15 protein-coding genes are annotated in these 16631 nt (G+C 58.5%); 1 reads left to right on the top strand and 14 read right to left on the bottom strand.

Annotated features, from left to right (window positions below; genetic code table 11):
- Positions 1-2: 2 nt before the first annotated feature.
- Together bktB and KHO41_RS21885 are read right to left on the bottom strand one after the other, a co-directional pair.
- Positions 3-1184: a beta-ketothiolase BktB gene (bktB, locus tag KHO41_RS21890; RefSeq protein ID WP_211955374.1), complete on the bottom strand. Its 1182-nt coding sequence runs from the start codon at positions 1182-1184 to the stop codon at positions 3-5.
- Between the two features lie 55 nt (positions 1185-1239).
- Positions 1240-3063, bottom strand: a complete 1824-nt coding sequence (locus KHO41_RS21885) for an AMP-binding protein (protein WP_211955373.1) — start codon at positions 3061-3063, stop codon at positions 1240-1242.
- Between the two features lie 194 nt (positions 3064-3257).
- Between KHO41_RS21885 and KHO41_RS21880 the strand changes: the two genes are divergently transcribed.
- On the top strand, positions 3258-3590 hold the full coding sequence (locus KHO41_RS21880; protein WP_211955372.1) for a hypothetical protein: 333 nt from the start codon (positions 3258-3260) through the stop codon (positions 3588-3590).
- A 112-nt stretch (positions 3591-3702) separates the two neighbouring features.
- Here the strand turns inward: KHO41_RS21880 and KHO41_RS41915 are convergent, their stop codons facing one another.
- From KHO41_RS41915 to KHO41_RS21820, 12 genes are all read right to left on the bottom strand, one after another.
- The gene (locus tag KHO41_RS41915; protein WP_407065384.1) at positions 3703-4218 is read right to left on the bottom strand and encodes a chorismate--pyruvate lyase family protein; all 516 of its coding nucleotides are present in this window, start codon (positions 4216-4218) and stop codon (positions 3703-3705) included.
- Between the two features lie 65 nt (positions 4219-4283).
- Positions 4284-4808 carry a gamma carbonic anhydrase family protein gene (locus KHO41_RS21870; RefSeq protein ID WP_211955370.1) on the bottom strand — a complete coding sequence of 175 codons (525 nt, stop codon included), beginning with the start codon at positions 4806-4808 and terminating at the stop codon, positions 4284-4286.
- Positions 4809-4890: 82 nt separating this feature from the next.
- Positions 4891-6372 carry an NADP-dependent succinate-semialdehyde dehydrogenase gene (gene gabD / locus KHO41_RS21865; RefSeq protein WP_211955369.1) on the bottom strand — a complete coding sequence of 494 codons (1482 nt, stop codon included), beginning with the start codon at positions 6370-6372 and terminating at the stop codon, positions 4891-4893.
- A 55-nt stretch (positions 6373-6427) separates the two neighbouring features.
- On the bottom strand, positions 6428-7984 hold the full coding sequence (locus KHO41_RS21860; protein WP_211955368.1) for a class I adenylate-forming enzyme family protein: 1557 nt from the start codon (positions 7982-7984) through the stop codon (positions 6428-6430).
- Positions 7985-8047: 63 nt separating this feature from the next.
- Positions 8048-8800 carry an SDR family NAD(P)-dependent oxidoreductase gene (locus tag KHO41_RS21855; protein ID WP_211955367.1) on the bottom strand — a complete coding sequence of 251 codons (753 nt, stop codon included), beginning with the start codon at positions 8798-8800 and terminating at the stop codon, positions 8048-8050.
- On the bottom strand, positions 8784-11207 hold the full coding sequence (locus tag KHO41_RS21850) for a xanthine dehydrogenase family protein molybdopterin-binding subunit (protein WP_244873949.1): 2424 nt from the start codon (positions 11205-11207) through the stop codon (positions 8784-8786). Before KHO41_RS21850 ends, KHO41_RS21855 begins: the two co-directional genes overlap by 17 nt.
- A 13-nt stretch (positions 11208-11220) precedes the next feature.
- Positions 11221-11982: an N-acyl homoserine lactonase family protein gene (locus KHO41_RS21845; protein WP_211955366.1), complete on the bottom strand. Its 762-nt coding sequence runs from the start codon at positions 11980-11982 to the stop codon at positions 11221-11223.
- 14 nt (positions 11983-11996) lie between these two features.
- Positions 11997-12518, bottom strand: a complete 522-nt coding sequence (locus KHO41_RS21840) for a (2Fe-2S)-binding protein (protein WP_211955365.1) — start codon at positions 12516-12518, stop codon at positions 11997-11999.
- Complete coding sequence (locus KHO41_RS21835; protein ID WP_211955364.1) at positions 12515-13393, bottom strand: FAD binding domain-containing protein; 879 nt, start codon at positions 13391-13393, stop codon at positions 12515-12517. Before KHO41_RS21835 ends, KHO41_RS21840 begins: the two co-directional genes overlap by 4 nt.
- An 11-nt stretch (positions 13394-13404) precedes the next feature.
- A complete protein-coding gene (locus KHO41_RS21830; RefSeq protein ID WP_211955363.1) occupies positions 13405-14949 on the bottom strand; it encodes an enoyl-CoA hydratase-related protein in 1545 nt (514 codons plus the stop codon).
- A gap of 37 nt (positions 14950-14986) precedes the next feature.
- On the bottom strand, positions 14987-15424 hold the full coding sequence (locus tag KHO41_RS21825; protein WP_211955362.1) for an acyl-CoA thioesterase: 438 nt from the start codon (positions 15422-15424) through the stop codon (positions 14987-14989).
- Positions 15421-16572 carry an iron-containing alcohol dehydrogenase gene (locus KHO41_RS21820; RefSeq protein ID WP_211955361.1) on the bottom strand — a complete coding sequence of 384 codons (1152 nt, stop codon included), beginning with the start codon at positions 16570-16572 and terminating at the stop codon, positions 15421-15423. Before KHO41_RS21820 ends, KHO41_RS21825 begins: the two co-directional genes overlap by 4 nt.
- Between the last annotated feature and the right edge of the window lie 59 nt (positions 16573-16631).

The raw sequence follows: 16631 nt of genomic DNA, 5'->3' as shown, positions 1-16631 counted from the left end.
TATCAGTTCAAACGTTCGACGATCAGCGCGATACCCTGGCCCCCGCCAATGCACATGGTGATAAGGCCATAGCGACCACCCACACGCTTGAGTTCGTACAGTGCCTTGACAGTCAGGATTGCGCCGGTTGCACCCAACGGATGGCCCAAAGCAATCGCTCCACCGTTTGGATTGACCTTAGTTGTATCAAGCCCCAACCCATCGATAACGGAGATTGCCTGGGCAGCGAATGCTTCGTTCGACTCAATGACATCGATGTCGGCGATGGCGAGACCGGCCCGCTCGAGCGCGACGGGAACAGCGTGTACGGGGCCGACGCCCATAATCTCGGGAGGCACGCCGGCGAGACCCCACGAAACAATCCGTCCGATGGGTGTCAACTTCCTTCGGTCGACCTCGTCGCCGCTGGCCAGCAGCACTGCCGCGGCACCGTCATTGATGCCAGAAGCGTTTCCTGCGGTTACCGTGCCGCCTTCCCGGAACGCGGGTCGCAGCTTTGCAAGGCCCTCCAAATTTGTGTCCGCACGCACGTGCTCATCGGTGACGAACAGTTCCACGCCTTTTCGCGTCTTCAGAGCGACTGGAACGATTTGCTCGGAAAAGCGTCCGGCTTCAATAGCGCGCGCAGCACGGCTATGGCTCTCTAGCGCATAAGTGTCCTGGCGCTCGCGGCTGATGCCAAACTTTTCGGCGACGTTTTCGGCTGTGCAGCCCATGTGACCGTGGCCAAAGGGGTCGGACAACGTATTGGTCAGCCAGTCATACAGCTTGCCATCGCCCATGCGCTGTCCGTAGCGCATTCCCTCGACGGCGTACGGAGCTCGGCTCATAGACTCCGCACCGCCCGCAACTGCGATACTGGACTCGCCTAGCTGAATTTGCTGTGCGGCTGTCACGATAGCTTGGGCGCCAGAGCCGCACAACCGATTGAGCGTCAGCCCAAGCGTACTGTCCGGAGCGCCCGCCTCGATGGCAACGGTTCTACCGAGGAACAGGTCGGCTGCCTCGGTGGGAATGACGGTGCCGAAGACGGAGTGGTCAATCTCAGAGAGCTCGACACCAGCACGCCGTGCCGCTTCGCGAACGACGATTGCGCCGAGTTTCGTAGGTGACAAGTCCTTGAGGCTGCCGCCGAACGTGCCGATGGCGGTGCGGGCGCCACTTACAATGAATACGTCCTTCATAGTCTTGTTCCTCTTATGCTGTTTCAGATAACTTGGATTATTTGCGCTCCGCGGCTTACCGCGCACTGCCAACGATGACGTGGGAGGGGCGCGGATTTGTGTACAGCGCCTCTACCTCATTAGCGCGACGCTTAAGGGCAGCCCGCTGGTTGAGGTATCCCTTATCCGTCATCTCGCCGGCCTCGACCGAAGGCGAGCAGTCGAGCACAACGGCTCGCGTCACTCTCGTGGAGGCGCCTGCATTGGCACAGAGCGTGTCTATTGCACGCGTTACTGCAGCATGCAGAACTTCATGTCCAACCAAATCCCGCAAGGTTGCTTGCTCCATTCCCGTTGCATCTCGGCAAGCCGCCAGGTTTGGGAACAAAAGGACCCCGAGCTCGTCACGGTCATGACCAGTCACCACGCACTCGTCGAACAGAGGCGCAGTGATTGCAAGGACGGTCAGGCGCACCTGCGCAGCATTGACCCAAGTACCGTTGGACAACTTGAAGTTCTCGGCGACCCGACCGTCGAACCGGATGCCATCGCGTCTCCATGATTCCGGATCGAGATAGCCAGCATCTCCAATGATGTAAAAGCCGTCAGAGTCGAAGGCCTTACTGGTCGCCTCCGGCATACGCCAGTATCCGGGCATGACCATCGGTCCTCGGACACGCAACTCCTGCTTGTCCTGGTTCGGAACGAGCAGGATTTCTGCGCCAGGCAGAGGCAGACCGATAGAGTCCTGACAGTTGCAATCCACCCGCGTAATGCTGACAACCGGCGCGGTCTCGGTCGCCCCCCATCCAATGAACAAGGGGAGTTCTTGCCCCGTGGCGCGTAGGCACGCCGCACGTAGAGCATGCCAAGTTTGTTCGGAAAGCGCTGCGCCCGCAGAGAACATCGCCTTCAAACGGCTGAAGAAGACTTTCTCAAACGACGGGTCACGCTCGAACTCGCGTACCAGCTCGTTCAATGCCTTGGGAACACCCAGATAGAAGTGCGGCGGATGGCTTCGCAGTGCTTCAACTGACCGTTGCATCGGACCTGGCAAAGGCTTGCCATCATCAATGACAAGGGTCCCGCCATTGCGAAGTACGCAGTTGAAAACCAGCGAGCCACCAAAAATGTGGTTCCACGGTAGCCAGTCGACAATGACTGGTGGCTCGTCCTCGAGCAACGGCCACACTTGCGCCATCGCATCCTGGTTTGAGCACATCATTTCCTGGGTTACTGCAACGCCCTTCGGACTTCCTGTTGAACCCGACGTAAATAGAATCTTTGCGATCGTCTGCGGCCCGACTTCCTGCCGGATCGCGGTCGCCACTCCAGACTGTCCTTTCGACATGAGAGCGTCGAGCGTCAATTCCCCTGCCGCTGCACCAGTGGACACAAAACTCGAGTAGCCAAACTGCGCGGCGACATCAAGCGCGCGCCGATAGGCAACTCCATCGTCCGCATACACCAACCCAGGCGTTACCGTCTCCAGAATCGTACACAGTCGCGAGAGGTCATCGAACTGGGAGTAAGCCGTGGAGATTGGCGCGACGGGGACGCCAATCGACATCGCCGCAAGGGAAAGTAACGCGTGATTGATGCTGTTGCCGGAGAGGACGAACAGAGGACGCTCCGCTGTGAGCCCGAGCATTGCTAGCGCGTGACCCAAGGTGGTCACGAGTGCCGCCGCATCTCCGTAGCGCACTTCGCGCCAACCATCGGGACTTCTTTCCTTCAAGAACACTGCATCTGGTCGCACTGCTACCTGGTACGAAAGCATATCGATCAACGTCGTGAACCGGCGACATTCGGGCGTGGTGGCTCGCAAGACAATTGCCCCGTCCGCCCGCTGATGTACCAATTCAACCTCCACCGGCGGAAAGCTGTCCTTTTCAAGCACGTCTGTCTCCTTGTTCGCTTCACTAGCTTGCATATGTGTACGCAAACGATAGGTAATACCATTACCTTTGTCAAGGAGGGCAGCCCCCAGCCGCTAAGCGACATGCGATCGAGTAGAGTTCTTCTTGTGGCTGATGACTGCCTTCGGCCGTTAGCGCCCCAGGTTCCTGGTTCCTGTCAAAAGGGAGTTGCACTGTGAAGATTGTTCTGAACGCAGGTGATGGCGATTTTTCGCTAAGTGCGCGGGCGTTTGAGCTGTATTCCGCACTCCGGATGCAACAACAACTCCCCACGCAATGGACGGAGAAATTGTTGGAAGGAGGGGTGCGAAGCTTTCGGCCTCACTGCCTACGAGAACTTGACAGGGCCGATTCAGACCTCATTGCAGTGGTCGAGAAGCTTGGTCTGGACGCCGGGGGGCCGGACGTACAGTTCCATGTGTTGGACGTCCCGGACGGAGCAGCTTGGAAGATTCGGGACGTCTGCGGCATTGAGTACGCCGAAATCAACGGCAAGCCAATGATGTAAGCAGTCGCTGAAGCAGCTCCGCCCCCCACTACGGTGGCATCTGATTAGCCAAGATCGGGCAGCGCCGAGGGGGTCCCGAATCTCAGGATTTGGCCACTGAGGCCTGGTAAGACTATGGCCTGTACAGCCACGGTAGAAAGCACTCGGCCACTGCAAGGCGCGCGCCACGACGTTCGAACACCGATCGTCGCGCCCACAACCGCTGGTGCCCGGTGATTGGTTCAACGCGGCGTGCTAGGCGATACAGCCGGTGCTCCGGGCCCAACAGACAATACTCGAATGGCGAGCGACGCACCGCTGCGTCGTCGTATAGGATCGTTGCCAATGGCTTGTCCTGGAGACCTTTGATAGCTCGCCATGCTGCGTCACTATCTGCAGCTTCTACCAAGGTTCTCGCCACAATTGCAGGTCGTCCTTCAACGCGCAACGTGACATCGCGAGTCCACATCGCAGTTGAACGTTGGCGACCAATGGTACTTGCGTGAGGTCCGACAACTATGAGATGTTCGTACAGAACATCGACTTGGACGTCACCCAGCTGGCGCAGGTGTGCGGTCAAGGAACCGGACTTGCGCAGCCATTCCCAAGGCGCTCGCCGCCTGGACCATTCTCGCTCTTCGCGCCACACATTCGGACGCTCCCTACGGACCTCCAGCACTCTGACGTCTCCTCACACTCAGAGACCATGAACCGTCACACAACACTCCGTAGTGAGTGGTGACAATCCACCGCCAATTCTTGATAACGCCCCGTCGCCGCGAGCTTCTGCGCGATCTCCGCATCTGTCAGTTCGCGAACCACTGCCGCAGGTAGCCCCGCCACCAATGACCTAGGCGGCACCACGAGACCCGCCTTCAAGAACGCCGAAGCAGCAACTATCGACTTCTCACCGATACGCACGTCGTCCATGACGACAGCATTCATGCCAATCAGGCAATCTGGTTCAAGATATGCACCATGAACTATTGCACCATGGCCGACGTGGGAGTTCCCGCCAAGTTCGCACACTTCCCCATGCTTGACATGTAGCGTACAGGAATCCTGGATATTGCTCCCCTCACCTACCTTGATTAGCCCGAAATCGCCTCTCAGCGAGGCAAATGGCGCAATGAAGCAGTACGCCTCGACGACAACCTGGCCGATGAGGCAAGCGAGTGGATGAATGAATGCGGTCGGGTGGACTCGAGGCGCCACACCGTTGAACTCATAGATTGCCATACCAGGCCCTCCATAGCAGCCCATGCCACGGCCCCAAATACCAGACGCGGGCAGGTAAAGACCTGCCCGCTTGGCTAGCCACTCAGACGATTCCGCCCATGCAAACGTACTTCACCTCGAGGTAATCCTCAATGCCGTACTTGGAGCCTTCACGCCCAAGCCCGCTCTCCTTAACACCACCGAACGGCGCAACCTCTGTCGAGATGAGCCCTTCGTTCACGCCGACAATCCCATACTCCAGCGCTTCGGCAACACGCCACACTCGACCGATGTCCCGACCATAGAAATAGGAGGCGAGTCCAAACGGCGTGTCATTCGCCATCTCGATAGCCTCCTCCTCGGTCTTGAAGCGAAACACCGGCGCTACCGGACCAAACGTCTCTTCCGAGAAGATGCGCATCTCACGTTTGGCGTTCGCCAGAACAGTCGGCGTGAAAAAGTTAGCGCCAGCGGGGTCACGCCTTCCGCCCACTATCAACTCTGCTCCGCGCTCAACGGCGTCCGCGACATGCTCTGCCGCCTTTGCCACTGCAGCCGCGTCGATCAGAGGGCCAATAACTGTTCCCGCCCGTCGTCCGTCGCCAACCTCCATGCGGCTCACCTCCTCGGCCAGACGCGCTACAAAGCGGTCATAGATGCCATCTTGAACGAGCAGGCGGTTTGCACAAACACAGGTCTGACCAGCGTTACGGAACTTGGATGTCAAGGCCCCCTTTACTGCAGCCTCAATGTCCGCATCGTCGAACACAATGAAGGGTGCGTTGCCGCCAAGTTCCATCGAAGCCTTCTTCACCGTTGCCGCACACTGCGTCAGGAGTACCTTGCCGATCTCGGTCGAACCGGTAAAAGACAGCTTTCGGACAATCGGATTTTCGGTGAGCTCTCCCCCGATAGCAGTCGCTGAACCGGTCACACACGAGAACACCCCAGCCGGCACGCCCGCCCGCTCGGCAAGCACACAGAGGGCGAGCGCCGAATACGGTGTCTGACTGGCGGGCTTTAGCACCATGGTGCAACCCGCTGCCAGGGCGGGACCAACCTTGCGTGTAATCATTGCGGCCGGGAAATTCCAGGGCGTGATTGCCGCGCAGACCCCGATGGGCTGCTTGATGACAACAATGCGCTTGTCGGGTTGGTGTCCAGGGATGGTATCGCCATATACCCGCTTCGCCTCCTCGGCGAACCACTCCAGGAAGCTAGCTGCATATGCAATCTCGCCACGACTTTCCACCAAGGGCTTCCCCTGCTCCAAAGTCATCAGGAGTGCGAGGTCCTCCTGATGCACAAGCATGAGTTCATACCAACGTCGCAGAATCTGCGACCGAGCCTTGGCTGTCATCTTAGACCACGGCTTCAACGCTCGATTCGCACCTTCAATGGCTCGCCGCGTTTCGGCCTTCCCCATCCGCGGCACCGTCCCGATAGTCTCATTGGTGGCCGGATTGTCCACGGAAAGCACCGCACCATCATCGGCGTCCACCCATTCGCCGTTGACATAGCCTTGTTGTCGGAAGAGTGCCGCATCTTTCAGGCCGAGCAAGGTGCCCAAGGCAGTTTGTTGCATTCATGACTCCAGTAGTCGCCGGACGAACCCGGCGGCGGACAAAAATGTACGGGCGTTATGCGGCCGATGCGACGACTAGTTCGCGCAACTTGAAGCGCATAATCTTGCCGGAACCGGTGCGCGGAATGTCTTCGACAATCTGAACGGTCTGCGGTAGCTTGTATGCCGATAGCCGATTGGCGCAGTGTTTCAGCAGGTCCTCGATATCGATGCATTCACCAGCCCGCACAACCACGAATGCGACTGGCACTTCCCCGAGCAATGTATGCGGTACGCCCACGACTGCGCAGTCGGCCACACCCGAAAACGCCATCACTGCCTCTTCGACCTCAGCCGGTGCGATGTTTTGACCTCCGCGAATAATGACCTCCTTGAGTCGTCCCGTGATGGTCAGATAGCCAGCTGAGTCATGTTTGGCCAAATCTCCGGTGTGATACCAGCCGTTCTTCAATGCGGCTGCTGTTTCTTCCGGCTTGTTCAGATAGCCTTTCATGACATTGGGCCCCCGTACGATGAGTTCGCCCTCCTTTCCAACATCCACATCGCTTCCGTCTGTGGGGTCAACGATGCGAGTCTCTACGCCCGGTATGGGGAGTCCGCATGACCCCATTACCCGCGTCCCGGAATTCCAGTTCATGGTGACCATCGTTGAGGTCTCGGTGATACCGTATCCGTCAAGCAAGTGCACGCCGAAGCGAGACTCAAACTGCTCATTCACTGCGGCGGGCAAGATGGCACCTGCGGACAGGCAAACACGGAGGCTTGGGAACTGTAGAGACTGCATATCCCGCGTTCCCTCCAGGAGATAATGAAACATCGTTGGAACGCCAGGGAGCACCGTGTACTCCCCTGTCTGCAGAAGACGTAACGTCTCTGCGGTCGAGTACTTTCCTCCAACGTACTCAGTGGCACCCACTGCAAGGACAGCCAGAACGCTCAAATTGAGCGCGTATGAGTGGAAGAGCGGAAGGAACGACAGCACTTTGTCATTCTCATTCAGTCCGGCTATCGGCACCCAGCAAGCGCCGACAACCCACAGCATGCTGCGCGTGGTCAGAAGTACGCCCTTGGCCTTGCCTGTGGTTCCAGACGTATAAATCACGAATGCCGGTGCGTCGATATCCCCCGGGTCGCGCGGCGATGCCCCAATTCCTTCCTGCGTCAGTTCATCGAAGGAGTGCTCGGCCAGTGGTGCATCACCGCTTTGCACGACCACCATAAGTGGTCGGATAGGCAGTTCACGGTGCACGTTCTCCAGTTGACCGAGCTTACTCGACATGGTGATAGTCAAGACGCATTGTGCATCCGTGAGCCGATATGCAATCTCGGCATCTGTGGCGTCAATGCTAATGGGCACCGCTACTGCACCGGCACGACAGATGGCGAGCAGGCTAATCACCCAGTTGACCGAGTTAGGCAGAAGGATTGCGACGCGGTCCCCCTGCGCAACGCCAAGCCGCTCAAGGTGAGCGGCGAGATTCGCAGTGGCTGCATTCAGTTCTGCATACGTCACCGATTTTCCGGCATCCTGGAACGCCACCTTCTCGGCCCGTTGCTTCGCGTGCCGCGCCAACAGTTCCGACACCGGAACAATCAAATCCGTATGAATCATGTTTGTCTCCCCATAGCTGCGGCAGCCATCCCAGCGCGTGACCGGGAGGCCGCCACCTTTCGCTCAGACCATGCTGAAGCCGCCACTCACACTGATCACTTGGCCCGTCACCCAACTACCCCGGGCGGATGCGAGCAATACGACCATGGGCGCCACATCCGCCGGTTGACCAAGTCGACGCAGAGGATAAAACCGCGTAAGTTTTTCTCGGTTCGCCTCAATGAACTCTGGGTCGTGGGCGGTCTCGATAAGGCCCAGGGCAATCGAGTTTGCCGTGGTGCCGGAGCGAGTCTCACGCGCTACGGACTTCATCAGCGCGATGTTTGCCGCACGTGCCGCCGCGCCGATTGCCAGACCGGACTCACCAACCCGCGAGGAGTCGCCCATGATGCTGATAATGCGACCGCTTCCCTTTTGGGCTTCCAGATGGGGAAGGGCTGCATGCGTGCAATTCAAAGTCCCATACAAGCAAACGTCGATTTGCTTACGCCATTCTTCCGGGGTGGTCTCGACAAAGCGCTTCCGGATAACGAGTCCCGCGTTGTTGACAAGAATATTGAGACCCCCAAAGGTCTCCACCGTCTGAGCGACCATGGCGTCCACTTGCACACGATCGGAAATATCGCACCGGATCGCCAGTGCTCGGCCACCGCGCCCCTCAATCTCTGCAACTACTGCTTCAGCGCCTGCCTTCGATCCGTGATAGTTCACGACGACACTGGCACCCTCAGCTGCCAGTCCCAAGGCAATCTCGCGGCCGACATCCCGTGCGCCGCCCGTGACCAGCGCAACCTTCCCTTCAAGTGCGAATTCCATTCCCAAACTCCTCCATAGATTCAAGCTTAGATTGGCGGACCAGCTGAAATAGCCGCTCCGGTGTAGCGGGTAGTTCTACAATTTCGATACCAAGCGGTGACAGGGCGTCAGCGATCGCGTTCGCAATGGCCGCCGGCGACCCGATGGTTCCGCCCTCCCCCATGCCACGGAAGCCACCCAGCGTGTTCGGAGCCTCGGTATTAAGGTGGACCATCTCGAGCTCTGGCACCTCTGGCGCAGAAGGTAAGAGGTAATCAACGAAACTTGCGGTTAGGAGCTGGCCGTCGCTGTCGTAGACGACTTCCTCAAGGAGTGCCGCACCTACTCCCTGCGCAAGAGCTCCACGGGTCTGTCCGGTGACAATCAACGGGTTGATGATGCGGCCGCAGTCTTCTGCAATGACATATCGCTGAATATGAACAGCGTAGGTTTGAGGGTCGACTTCGACTTGCACTATATGCGTCGCCGAACTCGTCGTACCTACCACTGGGTCGTAGGCGCGGCTTACGCACATTTCCTCGCGCACCTCCGGCGGAACACGGCCCATCTGCGAATACAACGCGCGCGCCAGTTCCGGAAAGGTCAATTTGCCATCGCCCAATCGGACGCGGATAACGCTGTCGACAATCTCGAGCTCGTCGGCAGTGACATTCAACAGATATCCTGTGACCCGTAGCATGCGCTGGCGCAGTTCTCTGGCTGCCAACATGCCGGCGCCACTGCTAATCACCGCCGTTCGGCTTGCAAAGCTGCCTGTACTATGTGGTACCGCGGCGCTGTTTCCGGTCACAACGCGAAGGTCCTCGAGCCTTGCCCCAAGTTCGTCGGCCAGCACCTGCGCCAAGGTGGTCTCATGCCCCTGCCCATGAGATGCGCAGCCGAAGGACGCCGTAATGGCGCCTGTTGAGTCGAGCTGGATGACACAGGTGTCCGTCCCTGTGTTAATCGGCATGCCCGGTGAAGCAGAGATTCGAGACCCAATGCCAGAGAGTTCGGCGTAGCAGGCCACCCCAATGCCAACCCAACGACCTTCCGCACGGGCTTCGGCCTGCTCCAACCTGGCCTTTGAGTACTCAAACCGCTCCTTGGCTGCTTCCAGGCCCTCGGTGAACGCCGATTGGTCCCATACGATGCCGACCGCAGTCTTGTAAGGAAACTGGTCCGGCTGCACCAGATTGCGGCGCCTCAGCTCGGTCGGGTCCATACCCAGCCGCTTGGCGGCCATGTCCATCAGCCGTTCCATGGCAAACGTAGAAGTCGGTCGGCCAACGCCACGGTACGGCCCAGTGGGCGATTTTGGTGTTGCCACGCCACGGACGTGTCCGTGGTAGCAAGGCACGCGATAGGGCCCCGGAAGGAAGCTGATAACCTGGACCGGTTCAATGCCAGCGGTCCAAGGGTAAATCGAGTACGCGCCTACATCTCCGATGACATTTGCGCGCAAACCGAGGACTTCTCCGTCCGCCGAAAGAGCCAGCTCCCCTTCAACACGCTCATCGAAAGCCTGGCTTGTCGAAAGCAGGTCCTCAAGCCGGTCACCTGTCCACTTGACCGTGCGACCGACTTTCCGCGCCAACGTGCAGACCAGCATCTCTTCCTGATAAAGCGAGGTCTTCCCACCGAATCCGCCACCAACGTCCGGTGCGATGACGGTCAGGCGATTCCCTGGCATATCGAGCAAGTCGGCGATTGCGTCTCGTACGATGCCCGGTACCTGACTTGACGTATATAACGTCAACGAATCTCGGCCTGAATCGACCTCTGCCATGTAGCAACGAGGCTCCATCGCTGCGGAGGTCTTGCGATGAAAGCGGAACTTTCCCGAGACGACCAAAGGAGCGTCAGCGAATGCCTTGTCGACTTCGCCGCGCACAAAGGCGCGTTCTACGAGGACATTGCTTTCAAAGCCTTCATGGAGAATCGGAGCTTCTGGCTGTGCAGCCGTTTCGGCGTCTGTTGCAATCGGAAGCGCTTCATAGATGACCTCAACGCCATCCATGGCATCTTCCGCTTCATAACGAGACCGCGCCAGGATTGCCACGACGGGTTCGCCAACAAAATGCACGACGCCATTAGCCAATGCATGAATTGGAGTCGGCTGGTAGCCGCTCATTCGCGAAGTGGCGATCGCAGGCTTAATCAGACCTGCGATATCGGACCACGTGTAGACTCCAAACACTCCAGGCATGGCGCGAGCCGCATCTGCGCGGACGTCGACGACACGCGCGTGCGGCTGGTCGCTGCGCACAATGGCCATATGAAGAGCGTGTCCGGCGGGGCGATCATCGACATACCGACCCAAGCCCGTCAGCAGTCTGGCATCTTCGACGCGACGTACAGGTTGTCCGACCAGCTTTCGCCCGACCTGCGCGTCGACATCGACATCAGGTGCATCCGACTGGTCCAAGCGGCTGCCTCGGTTACTCATACGCATCAAGTCCTTTTCGGACTTCCTCCCATTGACGGGCGTCATGGCCAAACAAAACCTTCGTCCCGGCACGTGCGAGTCGCTGGATTTCGCGAAGAGAACCCATCGCCTTATCCGGATCCCACGTATTGCGCGGCATGATTTCGCGCTCGAGGTTTTCACGCAGAGCAACTGCGTCAGCCGCCATCAGGAAGCTGCCATCGCGCGCCAGGTTGACTACCGCACCAAGTGTGCCGGGTGTATGACCCGGGAGAGGCAGTAGCGTGAGCTTGCCATCGCCAAAGAAGTCGCGCTCTCTATCGATTGCAACGACAGGCATTGGATGCTGCCAGTCGGCGGGGATATATCCTTTTTGGACAGCGTCGCTACTCTGCGCTGCACGTAGCTCTTCCTGATGACAGAAGATCGTTGCACGCTTGAAGAACTCGTTGCAGCCGCAATGGTCCGAATGAAAATGCGAGTTGACCACAACGTCGATATCTTCTGGAACCAGCCCGACATTGGCGAGTTCCGAAACAACGTTCTCCTGCGGTCCTCCGATGGGCGTCATGGCCTTTGCCATTGTGCCCCAGCGACCAACGCTGTCCTCGACCGTGCTGGGGTGGCAACCGGTGTCGAAAAGGACATTTCCTTGACTGTGCCGCAGCAGAACGCAGGAAACGGGAAGGTCAATGGTTTCGCTCCGATCTGCCTCGGGCAGATATACGCTCTTGCGCATGCGCAACCGGCCGCCACTCAAAATATGCATCTTCATGGGAGTAGATTCCTTCACACCTTCTTGGAGTCGGCTGCCGCGTCACGCAGAGCATCTCGGCTCGCCACGCATACGCGAACCGCGTTCACGATTCCCTGATAGCCGGTACAGCGGCACAGGTTTCCCGACAGGACATCGCGAATCTCCTCGTCGGTTTCCAGTGGGTACTTTTGAAGAGCGTCCGAGCAGGTCGCGAGCATTCCTGGAGTACAGAAGCCACACTGCAGACCGTGCTGCTCCCGGAAAGCTTCCTGAAGCGGGCTAAGTGCGTCGATGCTCCCCATGCTTTCAACCGTCTTGACGTCGCAGCCGTTTGCCCGCACGGCCAGCATCAGACAGGACCGGACACTGTCACCATCGACGATTACAGTGCAGGCTCCGCAAACGCCGTGCTCACACCCAACATGGGTACCTGTCAGTCCTAGGGTGTGACGCAAAAAGTCCGACAACAGCAGCCGTGGTTCGACCTCTCGCTCGCAAACCTCGCCATTGACCACCATCCAAACAGGCTTCAGGGGAATTTTTGATTCGCTCATGCTTTCACTCCTGCAGAACGCTGCCACGCCTTTCGCAGTACACGCTCCATTAGCACGCCAGCCAGATGACGGCGAAATTCGGGCGAAGCATGCAGGTCAACATTCGGCTCAAGGGAGACACACGCTGCCTGTACCGCCTCGGCAACGACAGCATCTGATAGCGCACTCCCCGTAAGCACGGCCTCAGCCTCCGGACGCCGCAAGGGCGTATCTCCCACCCCCATCATCGCCACCCTGGCTTCGTGGATGATCCCGTCGCGAACATCGAGTAACACTCCGACGGCAGCGAGCGCAAAATCACCGGCGCGGCGTGCGAACTCTTGAAAACACCAGCCCATGCCAGTCGGCAAGCCCGGAAGATCCACACGGACGACTATCTCGTCATCTTCCAGTGCACTAGTAAGAGGGGCGACGAAGAAATCTTCGGACGCAATCACCCTTTCACCGCGCGTGGAGCGCACCACAATCTCTGCGTCGAGCAGTCGAGTGAGCATCGGAAGTTCGGCAGCCGGGTCGGCATGGGACAGACTGCCGCCGATGGTCCCGCGATTCCTTATCGCGAGATGCGCCACGTTCACCATCGTCTCGGGAATCACCGGAAACCGGCTAGCAACTAACGAGGACGTTTCCAGTTCCCGATGACGCGTGAGCGCGCCGACCGTCAGTCCGCCTTGACCGCTACTCCGCACATAGTCGAGTTCAATCAGCCTGCTGATATCGACAATGAGGTTCGGTCGCACCACGCGAAAGTTCAGCATGGGCGTCAGACTTTGCCCGCCGGCCATCACCTTGGCATCCCCACCGTGGGTGGCAAGAATGTCCAGTGCTTCCTCAACTGAGTCCGGAGCGCAATAGTCGAAGGGAGCGGGTTTCATGTCTACTCTCCTCAGCGGCCCTGGAACTTTGGCTCTCGCCGAACCGCAAATGCTTCGCGCCCTTCACGATAATCGTCGCTGCCAGCCGCAGCGGCAATCAGCGCCTCAGCGCGCGCTAAATCCAAGCTTCCGGTGCCCATCGCCATGCCGTTGAGCAAATACTTTGCCCCTGCAATGCTAAGCGGAGCATTCCCGGCGAGGGAGGTAGCAAACGCCCGGGCCTCAGCCATCGGGTCCCCTGGGGCTTGGCGAGCTTTGGCACCCAGTAGCCGTTCCCAGATGGATAGGCTTGGGTTCTCGGCCTTCATTCCCGCAACTTGGTCTACGAAGCCAATGCGGTGCGCCGTCTCGGCGTCGAATCGTTGCGCACCAAAAAGAATCCTCTTGGCTTCCGACAGGCCGACCAGTGAGAGAAGCTTGCGCGTTCCCCTCACACCATAGATGATTGACAGTCGCGCAGCCGGGATGCCGAACATGGCGTCCGCGGCAGCAAATCGGAAATCGCACGACATCGCGAGATGAGCCCCGCCTCCCAAGCAATACCCGCGGAGTACTGCAATCGTTGGCTTAGAAAGCTTTGCAATCGCGTCGCAGCATGCATCTACGGCAACCTCATAAGCGGTCGCCTGCGCGATGTCCGCGCGCACCTTTTCAAACTCTGGGATGTCTGCTCCCGCGCAGAAATCCTGCTCCGCCCCGGTAAGTAGCACCGCCCGCACATCCGGATTTCGATCCAAAGCGCTCATGATTGCGGGAATTGCAAGCCACATTGCATACGTCATGGCATTGCGGCTTTTCCGACGGTTCAGGGTGACCACAGCGATTTGGTCGGAAATCCAAACCTTGACCATCTCGCTTATCAGGACATCCATGACCTCAGCCTGCGTTGCAATGCCGGGGGTCGGCGCAGTCGACTCCGTTTGCGATTTGGCTGCAGCCTTGTCAGTACGTGCCGTCTGACCTTGCTCGACCGGCTCGACGAATGTGGCGTGTGTGGTGGTCTGGCGACCAGCAACTTCAGTCGGCGCGACAACAGCTTCTTCGGGAACGTTGCCCGCCAGCGCCCGAATGTCGAATGTCACACCATTCGTTGCAGTCGACGCGCTCTTGGCGCGCTCATTCACTTGCTGGCCGAACAGTTCGAAGAAATCGTCGGCCGACTTTCGCGCTGCGGCGTCAATCATCCGCGAACCAAGCTGGGCCAGCTTGCCACCGACATTGGCCTTGACGCCATATCGCAGAAGCGTGACCGTAGGCTCAAGAGCGTCCAGCGAAACTTCAATGTCCGCCTTCGCGAAACCCGCAGCTCCGCCAGACCCTTCTCCGGTCAACGTATAGCTCTTGGGCGGACTGATGTTCGACAAAGACACCTTGCCGGCAAAGCGCGCTTTGATTGGGCCGACCTTCGAAACCACCGTCGCGGTAAACTCATTTTCGGCAGTCCTCTCCAGTGTTTCACATCCAGGAATGCTCGCCTGCAAGACCTGCGGGTCGTTCAACGCATCCCAGACCAACTGACGCGACGCTTCGAGCCGGGCTTCACCCACCATTTCCATCTGTTGTCCCTCCTAACACCTGTTCTATCTGATGCAATCAATCGGCCAGTGACTGGAGTACCACCCGCACTGTGTCGGGAATCGCAACTGGCCGGTTCGTGGCACGATCTACGTAGACATGAACGAACTGCCCGAGAGCTGAGCACTCTTCAGAATCGTTGCGGAACAATGCGATCTCATATCGAACACTGCTCTTTCCCAGGTGCACGACCTTCAGGGCTACATTGACAATGTCTGGGAAGCCCATCGAAGAAAAGAAGGTGCAGCGAGTCTCGATGACCAAGCCGATTACTTCGCTCTTTGCGATGTCAAGAACGCCGTGCTCAATGAGGTGCTTATTGACCGCGCTGTCGAAGAAGGCGTAATAGACAACGTTGTTGACATGCCCGTATGAATCGTTGTCACCCCAGCGTGTGGGAAAGGCGCAGAAGTACCGATACGCGCCGCGGCGAGTTGGGACAGCCTTATCGCTCACAGTGCCTCCTCGTAAATGGCCGCCGCGTCATTCAAAGTGACTTCACGCGGATTATTGACAAGCAATCGCGTTTGCTTCATCGCGTCCTCTGCAAGGGCAGGAATATCTGAAGCGGAAATCCCAACGTCGCGTAAACGTGTGGGCAGCCCCAAATCACCGCTTAGCCGTCCAAGGTAGTGGGCGAGCGCTAAAGCCTTTTGCTGATCATCGCCCATTACGCCAGGCACTACGATGGAAGCAAGCTCTGCGTATGAGCTTGCGGCATCATGCAGATTGAATCGCATAACTGGTGCCAGAACGAGCGCGTTCGACAAGCCGTGTGGCACATGAAACCTTGCACCAATCGGGTAGGCCAGAGCGTGCACCGCGGCTACCGGAGCATTCGCGAACGCCATGCCCGCTAGACAGGCGCCGATTAGCATGTTCTCTCGTGCCGCCAGGTCAGAACCCTCGGCGCATGCACGATAGATGGAACCGGAGAGCAGACGAAGCGCCTCCCGTGCAAGACAATCGGAAATCGGATTCTTCAACCGCTTGCTGGTGAACGCTTCCACCGCATGGACCATCGCATCGATGCCGGTTGCGGCTGTGATATGCGAGGGAAGTCCCAACGTCAATTCAGCATCGAGCAGCGCCACATCAGGCAGCAGAACCGGGGAAACCACCCCCTTCTTTTCCCCCACACCCGTCGTAACGATGGAGATGGGAGTAACTTCTGAGCCCGTTCCAGCGGTCGTTGGAACGAGAATGAGCGGCAGGCGCGGCCCCTTCACTTGATTGACCCCGTAAATCTCATCAAGCCGCTCATCACTACAAGCCAGCAAGGCAGCCAACTTGGCCGCATCCATCGAACTTCCCCCACCAACGCCCACCACGCAGTCGGCAAAGCAAGCACGAGCGGCAGCCACGGCGGACTGAATCACAGCTTCCGGCGGATCCGCCTGGACATCCGAAAAGACCGTGGCGCGCAAACCATGCTGAGCAAATCCCGCGAGAGTACTTTCGAGGATTCCCGTAGCGAGCAAGCCGGCATCAGTGACGATGAGCGCACTGCGGCAGCCCATTGCGGCAACGCGCTCGTGCAGCTTCGCCGCGCCGCCACGTTCGACAACCATTGACCGGGTATTGTGAAATTCGAAGTTCTTCATGGCGAGATTCAAGTACGTTTGTCACTTGCATTATTAGACTATTCAGAGCGTGATGCAAG

The sequence above is a fragment of the Cupriavidus numazuensis genome, assembly GCF_905397435.1.
Classification (GTDB): domain Bacteria; phylum Pseudomonadota; class Gammaproteobacteria; order Burkholderiales; family Burkholderiaceae; genus Cupriavidus; species Cupriavidus numazuensis.
The sequence above is the reverse complement of the archived record's forward strand: the minus strand, read 5'-3'. Positions and strand labels throughout refer to the sequence as shown.

Excerpts from the sequence above, each read along its gene's own strand:
- bktB (WP_211955374.1), bottom strand. The coding sequence starts at position 1,184 with ATGAAGGACGTATTCATTGTAAGTGGCGCCCGCACCGCCATCGGCACG.
- KHO41_RS21870 (WP_211955370.1), bottom strand. The coding sequence starts at position 4,808 with ATGGCAATCTATGAGTTCAACGGTGTGGCGCCTCGAGTCCACCCGACC.
- gabD (WP_211955369.1), bottom strand. The coding sequence starts at position 6,372 with ATGCAACAAACTGCCTTGGGCACCTTGCTCGGCCTGAAAGATGCGGCA.
- KHO41_RS21860 (WP_211955368.1), bottom strand. The coding sequence starts at position 7,984 with ATGATTCATACGGATTTGATTGTTCCGGTGTCGGAACTGTTGGCGCGG.
- KHO41_RS21855 (WP_211955367.1), bottom strand. The coding sequence starts at position 8,800 with ATGGAATTCGCACTTGAAGGGAAGGTTGCGCTGGTCACGGGCGGCGCA.
- KHO41_RS21845 (WP_211955366.1), bottom strand. The coding sequence starts at position 11,982 with ATGAAGATGCATATTTTGAGTGGCGGCCGGTTGCGCATGCGCAAGAGC.
- KHO41_RS21840 (WP_211955365.1), bottom strand. The coding sequence starts at position 12,518 with ATGAGCGAATCAAAAATTCCCCTGAAGCCTGTTTGGATGGTGGTCAAT.
- KHO41_RS21835 (WP_211955364.1), bottom strand. The coding sequence starts at position 13,393 with ATGAAACCCGCTCCCTTCGACTATTGCGCTCCGGACTCAGTTGAGGAA.
- KHO41_RS21830 (WP_211955363.1), bottom strand. The coding sequence starts at position 14,949 with ATGGAAATGGTGGGTGAAGCCCGGCTCGAAGCGTCGCGTCAGTTGGTC.
- KHO41_RS21820 (WP_211955361.1), bottom strand. The coding sequence starts at position 16,572 with ATGAAGAACTTCGAATTTCACAATACCCGGTCAATGGTTGTCGAACGT.